13 protein-coding genes are annotated in these 18617 nt (G+C 71.5%); 5 read left to right on the plus strand and 8 right to left on the minus strand.

Annotated elements, in window-relative coordinates:
* Window positions 1-23: 23 nt before the first annotated feature.
* The 5 genes from chvE to ACZ7CH_RS10705 form a co-directional block, all read right to left on the minus strand.
* Complete coding sequence (chvE, locus tag ACZ7CH_RS10685; protein WP_360389333.1) at window positions 24-1109, minus strand: multiple monosaccharide ABC transporter substrate-binding protein; 1086 nt, start codon at window positions 1107-1109, stop codon at window positions 24-26.
* Window positions 1110-1356: 247 nt separating this feature from the next.
* Window positions 1357-3936 carry a glycoside hydrolase family 9 protein gene (locus ACZ7CH_RS10690; RefSeq protein ID WP_470373684.1) on the minus strand — a complete coding sequence of 860 codons (2580 nt, stop codon included), beginning with the start codon at window positions 3934-3936 and terminating at the stop codon, window positions 1357-1359.
* A 156-nt stretch (window positions 3937-4092) separates the two neighbouring features.
* A complete protein-coding gene (locus ACZ7CH_RS10695; RefSeq protein WP_470373685.1) occupies window positions 4093-5598 on the minus strand; it encodes an arabinofuranosidase catalytic domain-containing protein in 1506 nt (501 codons plus the stop codon).
* 46 nt (window positions 5599-5644) lie between these two features.
* Window positions 5645-7396: an RICIN domain-containing protein gene (locus tag ACZ7CH_RS10700; RefSeq protein ID WP_470373686.1), complete on the minus strand. Its 1752-nt coding sequence runs from the start codon at window positions 7394-7396 to the stop codon at window positions 5645-5647.
* 243 nt (window positions 7397-7639) lie between these two features.
* Window positions 7640-8653 (minus strand): LacI family DNA-binding transcriptional regulator, encoded by a 1014-nt coding sequence (locus tag ACZ7CH_RS10705; RefSeq protein WP_470370472.1) that lies wholly within the window; start codon window positions 8651-8653, stop codon window positions 7640-7642.
* Window positions 8654-8811: 158 nt separating this feature from the next.
* Between ACZ7CH_RS10705 and ACZ7CH_RS10710 the strand changes: the two genes are divergently transcribed.
* The 4 genes from ACZ7CH_RS10710 to ACZ7CH_RS10725 are packed head-to-tail and all read left to right on the plus strand — an operon-like array spanning window position 8812 to window position 13453.
* Window positions 8812-10026, plus strand: a complete 1215-nt coding sequence (locus tag ACZ7CH_RS10710; RefSeq protein WP_470373687.1) for a sugar ABC transporter substrate-binding protein — start codon at window positions 8812-8814, stop codon at window positions 10024-10026.
* Between the two features lie 2 nt (window positions 10027-10028).
* Complete coding sequence (locus ACZ7CH_RS10715) at window positions 10029-10898, plus strand: carbohydrate ABC transporter permease (RefSeq protein ID WP_470373688.1); 870 nt, start codon at window positions 10029-10031, stop codon at window positions 10896-10898.
* Complete coding sequence (locus tag ACZ7CH_RS10720; RefSeq protein ID WP_470373689.1) at window positions 10895-11707, plus strand: carbohydrate ABC transporter permease; 813 nt, start codon at window positions 10895-10897, stop codon at window positions 11705-11707. The genes ACZ7CH_RS10715 and ACZ7CH_RS10720 overlap by 4 nt, the downstream gene beginning before the upstream one ends.
* A 24-nt stretch (window positions 11708-11731) precedes the next feature.
* On the plus strand, window positions 11732-13453 hold the full coding sequence (locus ACZ7CH_RS10725) for an amylo-alpha-1,6-glucosidase (protein ID WP_470373690.1): 1722 nt from the start codon (window positions 11732-11734) through the stop codon (window positions 13451-13453).
* Here ACZ7CH_RS10725 and ACZ7CH_RS10730 read toward each other — a convergent pair.
* Entirely contained in the window at window positions 13399-14160 is a 762-nt protein-coding gene (locus ACZ7CH_RS10730) for a hypothetical protein (RefSeq protein ID WP_458431850.1), read from the minus strand. The genes ACZ7CH_RS10725 and ACZ7CH_RS10730 overlap by 55 nt on opposite strands.
* A gap of 190 nt (window positions 14161-14350) precedes the next feature.
* Between ACZ7CH_RS10730 and ACZ7CH_RS10735 the strand changes: the two genes are divergently transcribed.
* On the plus strand, window positions 14351-17152 hold the full coding sequence (locus tag ACZ7CH_RS10735; RefSeq protein WP_360389299.1) for an AfsR/SARP family transcriptional regulator: 2802 nt from the start codon (window positions 14351-14353) through the stop codon (window positions 17150-17152).
* On the opposite strand, the gene ACZ7CH_RS10740 is transcribed toward ACZ7CH_RS10735, so the two are convergent.
* Both ACZ7CH_RS10740 and ACZ7CH_RS10745 read right to left on the minus strand, forming a co-directional pair.
* Entirely contained in the window at window positions 17130-17540 is a 411-nt protein-coding gene (locus ACZ7CH_RS10740; protein WP_360389296.1) for a Calx-beta domain-containing protein, read from the minus strand. The genes ACZ7CH_RS10735 and ACZ7CH_RS10740 overlap by 23 nt on opposite strands.
* 61 nt (window positions 17541-17601) lie before the next feature.
* The gene (locus ACZ7CH_RS10745) at window positions 17602-18552 is read right to left on the minus strand and encodes a hypothetical protein (protein ID WP_470370477.1); all 951 of its coding nucleotides are present in this window, start codon (window positions 18550-18552) and stop codon (window positions 17602-17604) included.
* Between the last annotated feature and the right edge of the window lie 65 nt (window positions 18553-18617).

The following is an 18617-nucleotide window of genomic DNA, read 5'->3' on the forward strand; positions in this document are numbered from 1 at the left end:
AGGACGTCGTCGTTCACCGGGACCTACTTGAGCTGGTCGGCGGTGTAGTAGCCGGACTCGACCAGTTCCTTCTGGTAGTTCGCCTTGTCCACCGGGACCGGCTGGAGCAGGAACGCCGGCACGACCTTGACGCCGTTGTTGTAGTCCGTGGTGTTGTTGACCTCCGGCTTGCCGCCCTTGAGCAGCGAGTCGGCCATCTTCGCGGCCACGTCGGTGAGCTGGCGCAGGTCCTTGAAGATCGTGGAGTACTGCTCGCCCTTGATGATCGACTTCACCGAGGCGACCTGGGCGTCCTGCCCGGTCACGATCGGCAGCGCCTGGCCGCCGGTGCCGTAGCCGTTGCTGCCGAGCGCGGAGATGATGCCGATCGAGATGCCGTCGAAGGGCGACAGCACGCCGTCGACCTTGGCGCTGCCGTAGGTCGAGGTGAGCAGGTCCTCCATGCGCCGCTGCGCGGTGGCCGCGTCCCAGCGCAGGATCGCGACGGTGTTGAAGTCCTTCTGGCCCGACTTCACGACGAGCTTGCCCTGGTCGATCAGCGGCTGGAGGACGGACATCGCGCCGTTGAAGAAGAACGTCGCGTTGTTGTCGTCGGACGACCCGGCGAACAGCTCGATGTTGAACGGCCCCTCGCCCCTGGTCTTCAGCCCGGCCAGCAGCGAGTTCGCCTGCTGCACGCCGACCTTGTAGTTGTCGAACGTCGCGTAGTAGTCGACGTTCGGGGTGTTGAGCAGGAGCCGGTCGTAGGAGATGACCGGGATCTTCGCGTCGGCGGCCTGCTGCAGCTGCGAGCTGAGCGACTTGCCGTCGATCGACGCGATGATCAGCAGCTTGGCCTTCTGGGTGATCTGGTTCTCGATCTGGTTGGCCTGCGTGGGGATGCTGTCCTCGGCGTACTGCAGGTCGACCTTGTACCCCTTGGCCTCCAGCGACTTCTTGAGGCTGTCGCCGTCGCGGACCCACCGCTCCGACGACCGGGTGGGCATCGTGATGCCGACGAGTGCGCCTTCCCCCGAGCCGGTCTGCTGATCGACTGTCTTCTCCGTTGAACCGCAGGCCGCGAGGGAGACGGCGAGTGCGGTGGTGACCGCGATCCGGACAAGCCTCATTGGTTCTCCTCGATGTCACCGACAGGCAACAGTGCTGTAGGCGGCGAGTGTTATCGCTAACAATGGACCAGTCAAGTGACAGGTTGATAACCGCAGGTAGTGGCTGTTAGCGCTCACAGGACGGTTGTCCGGCTATCTCGATTGGTGGTCCACGCCGTCCCTCCGGCACGAAAGCGCGCCCACCACCGCGGTTGCGGTAGCGGGCGCGCTTCGTCCTGCCGGTCGACCGGGCCGGCCCCCTCGGGGGTCAGCCGGTCTTGCAGCCCTTGCCGTTGATCGTGAAGGCCGCCGGGTCGGCTCCACCGCCGGAGGCGTTGAACCCGATGTAGACCGACTTGCCCGGTTCGACCCGGTTGTTCCACGACATGTTCGTCGCGGCCACGTCCTTGCCGGTCTGGGTCCAGTTCGCCGACCAGCCGGCGGTGACCTTCTGGTCGCCGGGGAACGCGAACCCGAGCTTCCACTCCGTCCACGCGGCCGTGCCGGTGTTCTTCAGCGCCACCTGCGCGGACAGGCCGCCCTGCCACTTGTTCGCGGTGTAGGTGACCTCGCAGTCCGAGACGGGGACCGGCGGCTTGCCGGACTTCTCGGCCGCCCAGCCGGACACCCAGGCCAGCGCCGAGTTCCAGTTCACCGCGACCTCGTTGACCGAGTAGGCGCCGATGTCGTCGACCCAGCACTTCTGCTGCGGGCACCCGGTGAGCAGGCGCTGGACGATCGGGTCCTGCAAGCCGCTGTTCGGGCCGCCGGACAGGGAGCCCGGCGGTGCGATCGGCAGGGTCGGGTCGTTCTGCTTGGCCCAGAAGCGGTGGTGCACGTTCTGCACGGCCTGGTCGCCGTAGCCCGCCACGTACGAGGTGCTCAGCGGGTTGCGGCCGAGGAGGTAGTGCAGGGCCTCGAAGACGCCGTCGCGGTACTTGTCCGCTCCGGTGAAGTCGTGGGCCAGCGCGATCACCTGGGCGTTGTTCAGCACCGCGGAGTTCGAGCCCCAGACGTAGCCGTCGACGCTGTTGTCGTACGGCGTCGCGTAGCCCATCTGGGCCATGGCGGCCAGGTGCTGGTCGGCCACGGTGGCGAACGCCGACTTGATCGCCGCGACGTCCGCGGCGGGCAGGCCGGTGGGCACCAGGGCGAGGGTGATGTCGCCCAGGGGCGCCGTGCCGCCCCAGAAGAAGCCGGCCCTGGTCAGGCTGGCGCCCTTGTAGTGCGTGGAGCCGGTCACGTCGGTGCGGTAGGCGGCCTCGCCGGTCGTCGCGTACAGCTCGGCAGCGGCCCAGTAGAACTCGTCGGTCAGGGTGCTGTCGCTGTAGGCGCCGCCGCCGGTGCCGTCGTTCGGGTCCGCGATCTTGTTCGGGTTGGCCTTCGCCGCCGTGTACGCCTTGCGGGCCGCGGTGAGCAGCTTCGCCGAGTACGTGGCGTCGATCGACTTCCAGAGGCGGGACGCCTGCGCCGCCACGGCCGCCAGGTTCAGCGTCGCCGCCGTGCTGGTCGCCGACAGCCTGCGCGGCTGGTCGTCGAGCTCGGGGCGGGTCGGCAGGGCCGTCCAGTTGGCGTCGTGGACCTTGTGGTGCGCCATGCCGTCCGGTGCCTGCATCTTCAGCAGGAAGTCGACCTCCCAGCGGGCCTCGTCGAGCAGGTCGGGCACGCCGTTGGACTTCTCCGGGATGGCGAGCGTGCCGTCGCGGAACGCCGAGGCGTCACCGATGCGGGACGCGCGCTCGTAGGAGTTGAGCAGCTGCCAGACCGAGATGCCGCCGTTGACCACGTACTTGCCGTGGTCGCCCGCGTCGTACCAGCCGCCGCGCACGTCGAGCGTGTAGCCGCAGGCGAGGTCCGCGCGGCACGGCACGTTGTTGTCGCCCTGGTTCGGCGCGACGTTCACGTGACCGGCCGGGCGCGCGTACTGCTCGCCCACGTACTGCGCGTCGATCGGCGTGCCGCTGCGCTGGTGGTAGAAGAACGCCAGCGAGTCGTAGCGCAGCCGCTTCACCGCGTCGGCCGAGATGTCGAACGGGAAGCTGGCGTCCGACCCGACCACCAGCGTGTACCCGGTGCCCGCCGTGTCGTACGACGAGAAGTCGATCTGGTGCACCGAGTCGCCGGACGTCACGTCCGCACCCTTGGGCACGGTCTGGCCGGTGGCCACGGCCGCACCCGCGGAGTTCTTCAGCGTCCACGTCTGCGGCGTGGTCGCGGTGGACACGAGCGTCGCCCGCTTCGGCAGGCCCGGCACGTAGCCGACCTGGTCGACCTGCACCTTCCTGGTCGGGTTGGGGTTGACGCCACCGGGCGGCTTCACGCCGCCGACGAGCGACACGTTGTCGACGCAGACGGTGTTGTCGGCCGCTTGGCCGCCCAGTTGGAAGGCGACCTGGCCGTTGCCCGCGTCCGGGAAGTCCAGGGCGGACGTGAACGTGAAGCTGAACCGCTGCTTCGTCGGCGTCACCGCGAACTCCTGCCGGGCGATGCCCCGGTACGGGCTCACGGCCTCACCGGCCGCCGCGGCCACCGTCTGCGCGGTGGTGGCGTGCGCGTCGAACGACAGGGTGTACGGCTGGTCGGCCTCGAACGGCACACCGTTCTGGCCGACCAGCGCGTCCCAGGGGTTCGTGGTGCCACCGGTGACCGCGGCGCACAGCTCGCCGCCGGTCACCCGGTTCGTCACACCGGCGCTGCTCCACCACGGGTCGGCGGAACCGCTGTCGAACTTCCCGTTGAGCACGCGCTCGTACTCCGCAGCCTCGGCGGTGCCCGCTGCCGGCAGCGCGGTCGCGGTGAGCGCCGTGAGCAGGGCGGCAACGAACAGGCGTGGGGGTTGCGATCTCATCTCGTGAGGTTCTCCGTCCTCGTCGACGGGGCTTCTGGGAGCGCTCCCAGGAGACCGTAGGGTGGTCCCGTCGTCATCGGCAAGCCCCGTTCAGCCCTGACCTGGCGGCGTCACCCGGACGGCCGCTCCTGCTCCACCTGCAGCAACCGGGCTGCGTCAGCCGAACGTCCACTGCTGGTTGGCGCCGCCGTGGCAGGTCCACAGGACGACCCTGGTGCCGTTGGCGGTCGCGGCGCCGTTGACGTCCAGGCAGAGTCCGGAACCACCGGTGATCGTGCCGTTGGCGTTGACCGTCCAGCGCTGGTTCGCACTGCCGTCACAGGTCGCGGTCACCACCGCCGTGCCCGCCGCCGGCTGGTTGTTCTGCGGCGCCGCGCAGCGGAGCGTCGATCCGCTGTAGACGGTGAGCTGGCCGGACGCGGTGCGCGTCCACGTCTGGTTCGCCCCCGCGTGGCAGTCCCAGATCTGCACCGCCGCACCGACGGCGGTGCTCGCACCGTTGACGTCGAGGCACCGGCCGGCGGCCAGCGCGCGCACCGGTCCGGTGGAACCGCCGCCACCGCCGGTGCCGTACCCGGCCGCGATGATGTTGGCCTGCACGGCGTTCTCGGTCGCGTCGGACGGGTACCCGGCCACCATGGCGCCCTCGTAGAACGTGCCCGCGCTGAGGTTCGCGCCGCCGTCGGGCTTGCAGCAGTCACCACCGCTGCCGAGGATGATGGCGCCCTGCTTCTTCATCGGGCTGTAGCCCGGTGGCAGCGAGCCGTCCCACAACGTCGTCACGGTGCCGTTCTGCGCGTTGCCGCCCTTGAGCGCGAACCGCGTGGTGCCGTTGTTCTTGAGCATGGCCGTGACGAACCTGGTGGGGAACGCCCGCTGGTTCGGGTTCCACGACTGGCTGCCGCCGGGGAAGAGGCCCCACTCGAGGTCGGCCTGCACCCACGGACCGGTGCCCTGGCAGCCGCCGAACCAGCACTGCGTGCTGAAGTTGATGGCGTCCATCGCCCCGGCCGCGTCGGCCTTGCGGGTGGTCTCGCTGTTGCCGTAGTCGAAGCAGCAGCCGCCGTTGACGTGCGTGCCGCTGGTGACCATGTACATGCCCTCCGGCGCGCTGCCGGTGGGGACACCGGTCAGGTGGCCGTCGCGCCAGTAGCTGTTGCCGGGGTTGATGTAGAGCGAGTAGGCCTTGTCGCCGCCGACGGTCAGCGCCTCGGACGTCGCGACGGCCGGCCTGCTCTGCGGCGAGCCGGGCACGACGCCGGACCCCTGGTACCACAGGTCGTTGCCGCGGCCGGACTGGTCGTAGACCACCGTGACCACGCACGTGGTGCCCGCGCAGAACGCGTCCTGCGTGGCCGCGTTCGCGTTGCCGCCCGCGGTCAGCACGGCGATGTCGCGCGTCGTGCTGTCCGACGAACGCCGGACCTGGTAGAGGTTTCCGCCGTAGGAGCCGTAAAGCGCTCGCACCGTGCTGTGCGCGGCGATGCAGGGCGTGCCACCGGACGCGTAGATGTCGCACGTCCCGGTGGCCGCTGCCGCCACCGGTGCCGGTGCCGCCGCGGGAGTTGACGCCGCTGAGCCGACCGGGAGGACGGCCAGCGCGAGGGACAGGCCCAGTGCCGCGTGCAGAACGCGCCTCGGGCTGGTTCGGGTCGTTGTCATGAGCCGCTCCACTGCGTTGTGGGGGATCGGAGACCGGCAGGGACCGTCACCGGCCCCAGAGCCGCCAGGTCTGGTTGAGCTGGCTGTTCTGGTTCACGGCCTTGCACGTCCACTGGATGGTCCGGGCGCCCGCCGCGGTCGAGACGCCGTTCACGTCCACGCACTTGCCGCTGGCACGCGCCACGAGCTGGTGGTCGTGCTGGTCGTTGCCGCTGTAGGTGACCCTGCGCACCGTGAACTGCTGGGCGGTCGACCCCGGCGCGCAGGTCTGCTGCACGACCGGGGCACCGTCCGCGGCCGAGGAGACGTCCAGGCACTTGCCCGACTGCTGGTTGGCGACGGTGAAGGTGTCGGCCACGCCCGCGACCGGCGTGAAGTTCCACAGCTGCTGGTCACCGCCCTCGCAGGGGAACTGCTGCTGCTGGTTGCCGTCGGCGGTGCTCAGGTTCGTGTTGTCCAGGCACTGCTGGGAGTGCTGCGCCACGGCCACGGTCTGGAACCCGGCCGAGCCGGGCGGCAGCAGCGTGATCGTGGACGTCTCGTTGACGTCGTTGTGCGGCACGGTGACCGTGACGGCGTTGCCGGACAACGACACCACGGAGTTCTGCACGGTGACCGGACCTTGCACCGCGCCGCCGTTGTTGTGCGGGATGCGCTGCACGAGAACGCGGACCTGGTTGTTCTGCACGATCCCGGTCGTGGTGTCCAGGCGCTGCAACGTGACCGCGACGTTGCCGGTCGTGCTGCCGCCGCCGATGAGGACCTTCGCGACACCGTTGGCCTTGGTGGCGAACGAGTCGTAGGACTGGCTCGGCGTGGTGGCGGTGCTCTGGCCGGTCTGCCCGGCGTAGAACCGGTAGACCCACCACTCGCCCTTGGGCTGGTGCTGCCCGGCCGCGTTGCGCACCAGCAGGTTGCCGAGGTCGTTGTGCAGGTTGCCCGCACTGGCCCAGTTGGCGCGCAGCCCGTCGGCACCGGCGCGTTCCAGCCGCGCGATGTACCACGCCCCGTCGCCGGGGTTCTGCTCGTTCGACGCGCCGTACTCGTTGATCTGGTACGGCCGCGGGTGCGGGATGCCCCGCGCGTCGAGCGTCGCGTTCGCCGTGGCGACGTTGGCGACCGGGTCGCCGGGCAGCGCGTGCCAGCTGAAGACGTCGGGCACGACGTTGTTGGCGCGCACGAAGTCCAGGTACTGCACCCACCAGCCGCCGGTGGACGGCACGCCCGCGTGGCTCGGCCCGACGATCAGGTGCGCGGGGAACGCCGCCCGGACGCGCTGGTACGTGCGGCGCCACAGCTCGAAGTACTGCGCCTGCGACCGGTTCCAGAACGTCGTGATGTTGGCTTCGTTCCACAGGTCCCACTGCACCGGCACGCCGGTCGCCCGGACGTCGTCGATCACGCGGGTGAGGAAGTTGTCGTAGTCGGTCCAGTTGCCGTTGTCGCCGGGGAAGCGCGAGATCGGGTAGCCGTCCGCGCCCCACAGGTCGTGGGGCAGCAGCACGAACTCACCACCCAGCGCGCGTGTCCGCAGCAACTGCGCCCTGGTGGCGTTCCAGCGGCGCTCGTACTTGCCAGAAACCCAGCCGCCAGGGCTGTCGAGCTGCGCACCACCTGCGCGCATGTACCGGAACTTGACGTCGCGGAAGAAGTGGTCGGCGGGCCCCGCGGCGTTCTCCGTCATGCCGTAGATCCAGCCGGAGGCGCGCTGGGCGGGGGTGCCGGTGGTCGTGGCGAAGTCGACGCTGATGGCCTCGTTCGCAGCCTGGGCAGGGGTGGTGAACGCGAAGGCTGACACGAGTACCGCCAAGAGGGCTGTGCGGGTTCGTCGGTGAACCATGGGTGGGCTCCGTAACGGGTCAGGGGCGACGGAGACTCGAACCGGTTCGATCGAGGAGTGAAAGTACGCGCACAGCGGAGTTCCGGGCAAGAGGCTCGTGGGTCGAACCGGTTCGGCTGCAGCGCGGCGAGTCGCGCCGTTCGTCCCGCAGAGGCGCCCTGACCGGACCGCCCGTTCCGCGCGCCGACCGCAGGTCGAGGCTCAGCCGCTCCGGCGCGCCCCGGTGCTCGACCGCAGTGTGATCGACGGCGCCAGCAGCGCGTGCCGCGGCGTGGCCGCCGGGTCGGCGATCTGCTCCAGCAGCAGGTCGACCGCGAGCCGCGCCATCTGCCCCGCGGGCACGTCGGCGGCGGTCAGCGGCGGGTGGAAGTCCTCGGCGAGCCGGTCGGCGATCACGCCGGTGAGCGAGAAGTCGCGGGGCACGTCGAGGCGGGCCGCGTGCAACGCGCGCTGCACGCCGGGCAGTGCGGCCTCGTTGATCGTCACGGCCGCCGTCACCTCCGGCCAGTCCGCCCGGATCTGCTCGAAGCACGCCACGCCGGCGGCCGGGTCGTCGGAGCAGCACACGTCGTGGGCGGTCAGGCCGCACTCCGCGGCGGTCCGCAGGAACGCGGCCGTCGCGCGCACCGCCGGGCCGTAGCCGGACGCGACCAGCTCGGCGGAGCGGTTGACCAGCACGATGTCGCGGTGCCCGAGGTCGGCGAGGTGCCGCACGCAGCGGCTGATCAGGCCGCCGTAGTCGACGTCGACCCACCAGGAGGCGGCCGGGTCCGCGACGTGGCCGATCGTCACGAACGGCAGGCCGGTGCTGGTCAGGCGCTCGACGCGCGGGTCGTGCAGCAGGATCTCCATCAAGATCACCCCGTCGACCCTGCGGCCGGTCACCACGCGGTCGAACGAGCGGTCGTGGTCGCCGCCGCTGGGGGAGAGCAGCACGTCGTGGTCGTGCGCGGCGGCCGCCTCGACGACGCTCGCGACGAAGCTCAGCTGCACGTCGGTCAGCCGGGTGCTCGCGGGCGGGATCACCAGGCCGAGCGTCCTGGTGCGGCCTTCGGCGAGGGCGCGAGCGCTGGCGTTGGGCCGGAAGCCGAGTTCGGCGATGACGTCGTTGATCCGCCGGACGGTCGCCGCGGACACCGGCCGCTTGCCGCTCAGCGCGTACGACACGGTGCTGCGGGAGACCCCGGCCCGCCGGGCGATCTCGCCGATGTTCATGCCGCTTCCCCTCGTCGAAGGAACCGATTCGACAGTCGACACTGTAGGCCACCGCCTCTTGCACGCGGTCAGCCGAGACGGCTACGTTGGCGCGGCTGCTCGAAAATCGAACCGGTTCGATGATTGCTGGCGACGGGGCCGGCAGGGAGGACCACCTCATGCGACGCGCAGCCCTGACCCTCCTCGCGGCCGGCCTGGTCGTGACCGCGTGCACCTCGGCGCCGAGCGCGGGCGCGCCGGACGTGTTCTCCGTCTGGGACCCCTACCCGCAGTTCACCGCCGGCTCCGAGTGGGCGCGCACCGTCGACCGGTGCGGTTCCGAGGCCGGCGTCGAGGTGCGGCGGCAGTCCTTCGACACCACCGACCTGACCGGCAAGGTGCTGCTCGCCGCACAGCAGCGCACGGCGCCGCACGTCCTGGTCGTCGACAACCCCGTGGTGTCGACGCTCGCCGAGGGCGGCGTGCTGCGGCCCAACTCCGAGGTCGGCCTCGACGCGTCCGCGGCGGCGCCCAACCTCGTGTCGGCCGGTGCGCTCGACGGGCAGACCTACGGCGTTCCCATCGGTGCCAACACTTTGGCGCTCTACTACAACAGGTCCGTGCTCGCCGCCGCCGGTGTCGACCCCGCGGCGATCACGGACTGGGCGGCCCTCACCACCGCGCTGGCCAAGGTGAAGGCGGCGGGCAGGAAGGGCATCACGTTCTCCGCGATCGGCACCGAGGAGGGCACCTTCCAGTTCCTGCCGTGGTTCTGGGGTTCGGGCGCCGCGCTCACCGACCTCGGCTCCACCCAGGCCATCAGCGCGCTGGCGCTGTGGAAGTCGTGGCTGGACCAGGGTTTCGCGCCCAACTCGGTCATCGGCAACACCCAGACCACCAGCTGGCAGGAGTTCGCCACCGGCGAGTACGCCTTCGCCGAGAACGGCACCTGGCAGCTGCAGAACGCGAAGAAGACCGGCTTCGAGTACGGCGTCATCGCGATCCCGGGTCGCACCGGCGGCACCGCGCCCGCGCCGACGGGAGGCGAGTTCGTGACCGTGCCCGTGCAGGACGACAAGGCCACCGAGACCAAGGCCGGGCAGATCGCCACCTGCCTCACGAGCCCGGAACGCGTGCTCGCCGCCGACACCGCCCTGACCTACGTCTCCGCCGTGCGGTCGGTGCAGGAGCAGCAGGTGGCCGCCCTGCCCGAGTTGGCGGTGTGGGTGGCCGCGGTGAACGCCGCCAAGGGGCGCACCGGCGACAACCTCGGCACCCGCTACCCGCGCATCTCGCAACCGCTGTGGGGTGCGGTGCAGGCCGCGCTCACCGGCGCCAAGACACCGGAGGCCGCGTTGAAGGACGCCCAGGCCACCGCGGCCGCCGCGAAGTAGCCGTGCGCGCACGGCTCGCAGCCTGGGCGTTCGCGGTCCCGCTCAGCGCGTACCTGCTGATCTCCTACGCGTACCCCCTGTACACCACGGTGGAGCTGAGCCTGCGCGGCTACACCGTGCGGACGTTCGTCCGCGGTGGCGCGCCGTTCGTCGGGCTCGACAACTACGTGGCGGTGTTCGCCGACCCGACGTTCCGCACGGCGGTGCTGAACACGGTGCTGTTCACGGTCGTGTCGCTGAGCTTCCAGTACACGATCGGCCTGGCGCTGGCGGTGTTCTTCGCCCGCGACTTCCCGCTGTCGGCGACGTTGCGCGCGTTGTTCCTCGTGCCGTGGCTGCTGCCGCTGATCGTGTCGGCGTCGACCTGGGCGTGGCTGCTCAACAGCGAGTCGGGGCTGGTCAACGCGGCACTGGCGGCGGTCGGCCTCGACCCGGTCAACTGGCTGACCTCCCCGTCGTGGTCGCTGGTGTCGGTGACCATCGCCAACATCTGGATCGGCGTGCCGTTCAACCTCGTGGTGCTCTACAGCGGCCTGCGCACGATCCCGCCCGAGGTGCACGAAGCGTCCGCTTTGGACGGTGCGAGCGGCTGGCAGACGTTCCGGCACGTCACGTTCCCCATGCTGCGGCCGGTCTCCGCGATCACGCTGCTGCTCGGGCTGGTCTACACGCTCAAGGTGTTCGACCTGATCTGGGTCATGACCAGGGGCGGGCCGAGCGGCTCGTCGACGACGCTCGCGACCTGGTCCTACGAGCTCGGCTTCGGTGGCGCGCTGCCGCGGTTCGGGCCCAGCGCCGCCGTGGGGACCGTGCTGATCCTCGTCTCGCTGGTGGCCGGGCTCTGCTACGCGCGGGTGCAGGAGCGCGGATGAGGGCCCGGTCGTGGCGCACGTGGGCCGGTCTGGGGCTGACCGCGGTGATGCTGTTCCCGGTCTACTGGATGGTCGCGGTCTCCCTGACCCCGGCAGGGGAGATGCGGAAGTCGCCCCCGAGCCTGTTCCCGGCCTCACCCACGCTGGAGGGCTACCGGCGGGTGCTGCACGAACAGCTGCCGTACTTCGGCACCAGCCTGCTGGTCGCGCTGGGCACCGTCGTGCTCACCCTGCTGCTGGCCGCGCCGGCCGCGTACGCGCTGGCGAAGCTGTGGCCGGCCGGGCGGCGCGTGCTCGGGTTCGTGCTGCTGGTCGCGCAGATGGTCCCCGGGATCATCATGGCGCTCGGCTTCTACGGGCTCTACGTGCGGCTGGGCATCACGAACACGGTGTGGGGCCTCGTCTTCGCCGACTCGACGGTGGCGGTGCCGTTCGCGGTGCTGGTCCTGACGTCGTTCATCGCGGCGGTGCCGGACGAGCTGCTGCAGGCCGCCCGCATCGACGGCGCGGGACCGTGGCGCACGTTCGTCTCGGTGGTGCTGCCCGCGAGCCGCAACGGCCTGGTGACCGCGGCGCTGTTCGCGTTCCTGTGGGCGTGGTCGGACTTCGTGTTCGCCGCGACCCTCGACTCCGGTGGCGCCTGGCAGCCGTTGACGCTCGGCATCTACCGCTACATCGGCAACAACAACCAGGAGTGGAACGCGATCATGGCCACCGCCGTGGTCGCGTCGGTGCCGGCCGCCGTGCTGCTCGTGCTGGCCCAGCGCTACGTGGCCGCCGGGGTCACCTCCGGCGCCGTGAAGGACTGAGTTCGAAGGACCGAGAGGAACGCCGTGGCAACCGAGTTCTCCGTGCGCGAGATCCCCTTCAGCCGGTCCGGCGCCTGGTTCGGCCTCTCCCCGGTGGTGGGACTGGCCACCTACGCCGACGACGTGCACCTCGTCTCGCACCGCAACGGCATGCACCCGTTGCTGCGCCTGGTTCCCGTGCCGGCGCCGGCCGAGGTGACCGCCGATCCCGCGACCCTCACCTGGAGCACCGGGCAGGGCCGGGTCACCGCGGTGTTCTCGGCACCGGACGTCCTGCGGATCTCGGGCACCGGCACCGGACTGGAGCTCAGCGCCGCCGAACCGGCGCTGACCCCGTTCACCGGCACGTACCTCTTCGCAGACCCGGCCGGCGGCCTGGTCTTCACCTCCTACGAGACCGGCCACCGGCTGCGCCTGACCGTCCTGTCCGGACGGTGGGACCAGGCGGGCGACCAGGCGCTCGGCTCGGCGCGGCGGGCGGTGGTGCTGAGCGCGGAGGAACCGTGGGAGCTGCTGGTCGAGGAGATCGGCACGGCCCGCGCGCCGTTCTCACCCGCTACGACCTTCGCCGAGGACGTGACGGCCGTGCACGAGGAGTTCACCCGGTTCGCCGACGCCGTGGCACCGTGGCGCGACGACCACGTCCCGGCCGCCGAGCTGGCCGCCTACGTGCTCTGGTCGGCCACCGTGCGCCCGGCCGGGTTCGTGCGTCGCCCGGCCGTGCTGATGTCGAAGCACTGGATGGACAAGGTGTGGAGCTGGGACCACTGCTTCACCGCGCTGGCGCTGGCCGGTGGCGCGCCGGAGCTCGCGTGGCAGCAGTTCCAGGTGGTGTTCGACCACCAGGACGCCGAGGGCGCGCTGCCCGACTCCGTCACGCACTCCGAGGTGCTGCGCAACTTCGTCAAGCCGCCGATTCACGGCTGGGCGCTCTCCCTGCTGCGCCACCGCCTCCCCGGCGGGCTGCCGGACGTGGGAACCGCCTACCGCCAGCTGTCCGCGTGGACGTCGTTCTGGCTCGACCACCGCCGCGCACCCGGCAGCCGCCTGCCGCACTACGAGCACGGCAACGACAGCGGCTGGGACAACTCGACGGTGTTCCGCGAGGAACGCCTGGTCCGCTCACCCGACCTGGCCGCGTTCCTGGTGCTGCAGTGCCGGGAGCTCGCCGTCCTCGCCGCCGAGACCGGCGAGGACTCCGCCCGTTGGTCCGAGCAGGCCGACGAGCTGCTGACGGCCCTGCTCGACGAGCTGTGGCACGGCGACCACTTCGTGAGCCAGGGCGTCGCGAGCGGCACGAAACGGCGCAGCGCGAGCCTGCTCGACCTGATGCCCGTCGTGCTGGGCGAACACCTGCCGCGCGAGGTGTTCGAGCACCTCTGCGCCGGGGTGGCCGCGCACCTCACGTCCGTCGGGCCGGCCACCGAACGGCCGGACTCGCCCTGGTACGAACCCGACGGCTACTGGCGCGGACCGGTGTGGGCGCCCGCCACCGTGCTCGTCGAGGACGGCCTGCGCCGCGGCGGCGCGGTGGAGCTGGCCGACCTGGTGAGCGCCCGGTTCCTGGCCACGTGCGAGAAGTCGGGGTTCGCCGAGAACTTCGACGCGTTGACGGGGGAGGGGCTGCGCGACCGCGCCTACACCTGGACCGCGGCCGCCTACCTGCTGCTCGCGGAGCGCCGTGCCGTCGGTCAGCAGCCCACGCGGCGCGACCCCAGCGCGATGTCGTCGACCCACAGGTCGTAGGCGCCGTCGTTGGGCTGGTAGAGCTGCCACCCGATCTTCACCGTGTCGAACGCCGGGAACACGAAGTCCACCGGGTTGCCGCCGTGCGAGCGGGTCGAGACGGTCAGGTCGGGTTGCGGCTTGCCGTCGAACCACAGCTCGACGCGGTTGTCGGAGGCGTCCATCCGCCACTCGACGCACTGCCACACGTCCTCGCGCGAGGGCGCGGACTCCCGCCAGTTCGTCCAGTCACCGGTCGGGCCGCCGTCGGCACCGACGCCCCACAGCGCGCGGCCGGACGTGGGCACGTACTGGCCGCCCAGCGGTCGCACGACCTCCGCGCTGCCCTGGCCGGTGGCCTCGACGAGGGTGTAGTGCGCCCAGTCGGGCTTCTTCGGGAAGGCGTCCACCTTCAGCCGCATCCGGCCGTAGAAGCTGTTGCCCGGTGCGGAGAAGTCGTCGACCCGCAGGAACGCGCGGCCGTTGGCCTCGGTGTGCACGTGCAGCACCCGCTGGCCGCGGGCCGCCTTCTCCACGGTCAGCGTGCCGTGCCGGGTGTCGACGCCCCACCGCAGGCTGGTCGCGCCGCCCAGCGGCACGGACTGGAAATCCTCGCAGAACAGCAGGTCCGCGCGGGCGCACGAGCGGGTGTGCGCGGTCGCGGACGGCAGGCCCGCCAGCAGGAGGGGGAGGGCCAGGACCACGGACATCGCTTTCCGCAAAGGCATGCCCGGCAATCTACGAGATCGGCCGCAAACGGTGCCAGCAAAGGACTTCCGGCCCGCGATCTTCGAGTCGAATTCGACGGGGGCGGCCGGGCGAGCCATACGCGGACGTGACCGGCAGATTCGTGAATGCGGGCGGTTTGCCCGGTTCAGCGCTGCCGCCGGGGGTGTCCGGCCCGCTACCGTGCGGCACGTGGGCGGACGTGGCGAGGTCCGGATCCTCGGGCCGGTGGAGGTGTGCGGCCCGCTCGGCCGGGCCGAGCTGAACGGCGTCCGCCAGCGCAGCGTCGTGGCGGTGCTCGCCCTCCGCGCCGGCACACCGGTTTCCGTCGACCGCCTGGTGGACGTGCTGTGGGGGGACGATCCGCCGCGCACGGCCGTGCGGTCGTTGCACAGCCACGTCGCACGGGTGCGGCAGGCGCTCGCGGACTGCGGGATGCCCGGCGCGCTCGTCACCGGTCCCGGCGGCTACCGGCTGGACGCCTCCGTGGACGCCGACCGGTTCGAGCGGACCAGGGACCTGGCGCTGTGGCGGGGCGAACCGCTGGGCGGCACCGAGCTGTTCGGGTGGGGCCGCGCGGAGATCGGCCGGTTGCGCGAGCAGCGGCTCACCGCCCTGGAGGCGCACTGGGCGCAGCGGCTCGACCGCCAGGACGCGATCAGCGAGCTGGAACGGCTGGTGGTGAGCCACCCGACCAGGGAACGGCTCGTCGGCCTGCTGATGCGGGCGCTGCACCTGGACGGGAGGCACGCGGACGCGCTTGAAGCGTTCCAGCGCCTCAGATCCCGGCTCGCCGACGAGCTCGGCGCCGACCCCGGTCCCGAGCTGAGCGCCCTGCACACCGCCGTTCTGCGGCGCGACCCCTCCCTGCACAGCGCGAAACCCGTCACGCGCACCGCGAGACCGGCCCAGCTGCCCGCCCGTGCCGGGCACTTCACCGGCCGGGCCGCCGAGCTCGCCGCACTGGCCGGTCTGCCGCCGATCGTCGTGGTCTCCGGTGTCGCCGGCGTCGGCAAGACCACCTTCGCGGTCGAGTGGGCGCACCGGGTCGCCGACCGGTTCCCCGACGGGCAGGTGTTCCTGGACCTGCAACGGCTCACGCCCGCCCAGGCGCTGGCCGAGGTGCTGCACGCGCTCGGTGTCCCCGCTGACCGGACACCCGCCGACCCGGCCGCGCTGTACCGGACGCTCACCCACGGCAAACGGCTGCTGATCGTGCTCGACGACGTCCGCCGCGCGCGGGACGTGCTGCCGCTCGTGCCCGGCGACCAGGGCAACCTGCTGCTGGTCACGAGCCGCGACACGCTCTCCGCGCTCGGCACGCACCACGCCGTGCACACGGTGCGCCTCGGCCTGCTGAGCGAACCGGAGGCGCACGACCTGCTCGCCGACATCCTCGGCGCGCAGCGGGTGCACGCGGAGTCCGACGCGACCTCGGCCCTCGCCGTCCACTGCGGACGGTTGCCGCTCGCGCTGCGGATCGCGGCGGCGCGGCTCGCGGTGCGACCCGGCAGGCGGATCGCCGACCTGGTGCGGGAGCTGACCCGCAACGACCCGCTCGACGTGCTGGCGGTCGAGGGCGACGACCGCACCGTCCGCACGGTGTTCGCGAGCGCGCACCGCACGCTCAGCCCGCAGGCGGCCCGCCTGTTCCGCGTGCTCGGCGAGCACCCGGGGGCCAGCTTCCCCGCCGACCTCGCCGACGCGCTGGGACCGGGGCTCGACGAGCTGGTCGCGTCGCACCTCGTCAGCGAGGTCGGCGCCGGCCGGTACGCGCTGCACGACCTGGTCCGGCTGTTCGCCCGGCAGAGCGGTGACCTCGGCGACGGGCTGGAACGCCTGCTCGACCGGTACCTGACGATCGCGCACGCGGCCAACGCGGTGCTCAACCCGCGCCACGACCTCGTGACCCGCCCGCCGTGCGACGACCTGCCGTTCGCGGCCGACCGCGTCGAGGTGCTGGCCCACCTCGACGCCGAGCGCGACAACCTGCTGCACGTCATCCGGCTGGCCGCGAACGCCGGTCTGCGGCGGGAGACCTGGCAGCTGGCGTACCTGCTGACGAGCTACTTCGAGGCGCGCGGCAACTGGGCGGCGCGCGTGGAGCAGTGCGAGCACGCCGTCGCGGCCGCCCGCGCGCTCGGTGACCGGCGGGCGGAGGCGGAGATGTTGCGCGGCCTGGGGATCGCGTTGCAGATGACCTCGCGCATCGCGGAGGCCATGGTGGTGCAGCGGCAGGCGCTCGCGCTCGTCCAGGAGGCCGGTGACCTGCGCGGGGAGGCCCGGCTGCACAACAACATCGGCAACGCGCACTCCGAGCTGCGCGAGTTCGACCGGGCGCTGGAGTCTTACGAGGCCGCCATGCGGGTGCACGGCGCGGCGGGTGACGCGGTGGGCGTGGCGCTGGCGCGGCGCAACCTCGGCTACACCTGCGTGCGGATGGGCCGGGCGGACCGCGCGGTCGGGCCGTTGTTCGCGGCGCTGGAGACCTTCCGCGCGGAGGGGAACTCCCGGCTGGAGGCGGCGACCCTGATGTCGCTGGGCAACGCCTTCCACCAGCTCGCCGACCGGGCACCGGCGCTGCGCTACTTCGGGGACGCGCTGCGGATCAGCCGCGAGGTCACCGACCACCGCTTCGAGGCCGACGCGCTCACCCACCTCGGCGTCACGCAGCTCGCACTCGGCGATCCGGCGGTGGCGAGGGAGCACCTGACCGGTGCGTTGTCGATCTGCCGGGCACTGGGCGACCGCCACCGCGAGGCCTACGCGCTGCACCAGCTCGGCGAGACCGCGCTCGCCCTGGGCGACCTCGCCGCCGCCCGCGACCACCTCGTGGCCGCACTGACCGCCCGCGCCCAGGCGCCGGACGCCTTCGAGGAGGCCTCGGTCCACCGCTCGTGCGCCGACCTGGAGGGCCGGTGCGGGCGGTGGACCGAGGCCCTGCGCCACTGGGCTCAGGCGCTCAGGCTGTTCACCTCGTGCCGCCGATCGTGAACACCGCGACCGCCTTGCCGACCTGACCCGGTCTCACCGCGGTGATCTGCAGGGTGAACTGCTTCTGCTGGGCACCGACCCGCAACACCGTGTAGGGCACTTGGGCGTAGCTCTGGCCGGCCTTGATCGTGACCGTTCCGCCCTGCGCGGACCGGTAGTCCTCGCCCTGCTTCGCGGTGCCGTCCACGAACCGGTACGACACCTCGACGTTCTCCTGCGTGGCGCCGTAGCGCAGTGCCAGCGTCGCCGCGTACGGACCCGTCTTCTCGTGCACCGGCCCGTCCTGCGCGTCCACCACCACCGGGCAGTCGGGCGGGTTGCAGTCCGGTGCTCCGTGTGCGGGCACGACTCCCAGCAACAGGAGCAACAACACCATGATCGTCTTCATTGACCACCCCTTCGGCGGGTCCGTCTCCGTTCAACGGAGTCGGACCCGCCGGGGCTGATACTCACTCCTTGTCGTTGATCCGGTACTGCGCACCACCGAGGTCGAGGCCCTGCGCGTCGATCTGGTGCACCTCCAGCACCGCCGGTGCGGCCTCCACGTCGGTCGCGAAGGTCACGCCGATCTGAATCCGCTCCTCCGCCTTGAGCGTGAGCCCTTCGAAGCGGGCGAGCTTCGGCTCGACGACCTGGAACTGCGTCTCACCGACCTGCCGCACACCGGTGCCCCGCTGACCGGTCGCCTTCCACCTGGCGGCGAGGTCAGGGCCGAGGTCGACCGTCACCGTGCCGGTGAACTGCCGCTCCGGCTGCTCCAGCACCAGCGCCTGCCTGGTGTCGAACGCCTCCGGGTTGCCGATCGTGTACGGCCGGGTGATCGGCCGGCCGGGGAGGACCCGCACCGAGTCGACGTTGCGCCACGCGATGTTGTTGTTGCGCTGGGCGTTGAGCTGCGTGTTGGACCCCTCGGCGAACGTCATCGGGTCGGCGCTGGACACCCAGCGGGCGAGCAGGCAGAAGTGCGCGGGACCGGGCACGTTCCAGCCGGGCCAGGTGATCATCACGGTCGAGCCGCTGACCGGCACGCTCGCGCCCACGCCGCCGATGTAGGTCCAGCCGCCCGGCCACGCCGTGCCGCCGCCGAGGTTGCTGCGGTACAGGTGCAGGGCGCCGTCCACGTTGCCGAGGCCGTTCGGCTTGCGGCGCAGGTTGACGAACACGTAGTTGGTCGCGCCCACGATCGGCTGCTGCGAGGTCGCGCACGGCGTCGGCGTGTAGCAGACCCGGATGTCGGGGCTGTGGTAGATGCTGCCGCTGCTGGGTTCGTTGCCGATGTCGCTGCCGTTGTCGCGGATGTAGACGTCGCGGTAGGCCGGTGTGGCGTTCGCCGTCGGCACGACGGCGAGCCCCACGATCGAGAGAAGTGCGACCACCATCGCGGCCAGCTTGGTTCTCACCATGTCCTCCTCGGTTGTGCTCTGCTACCGAAGGAGTACCGGCGCGCTGTTGTGGAGCGGTTGTC

This window comes from Lentzea sp. NPDC037011 (assembly GCF_055607425.1).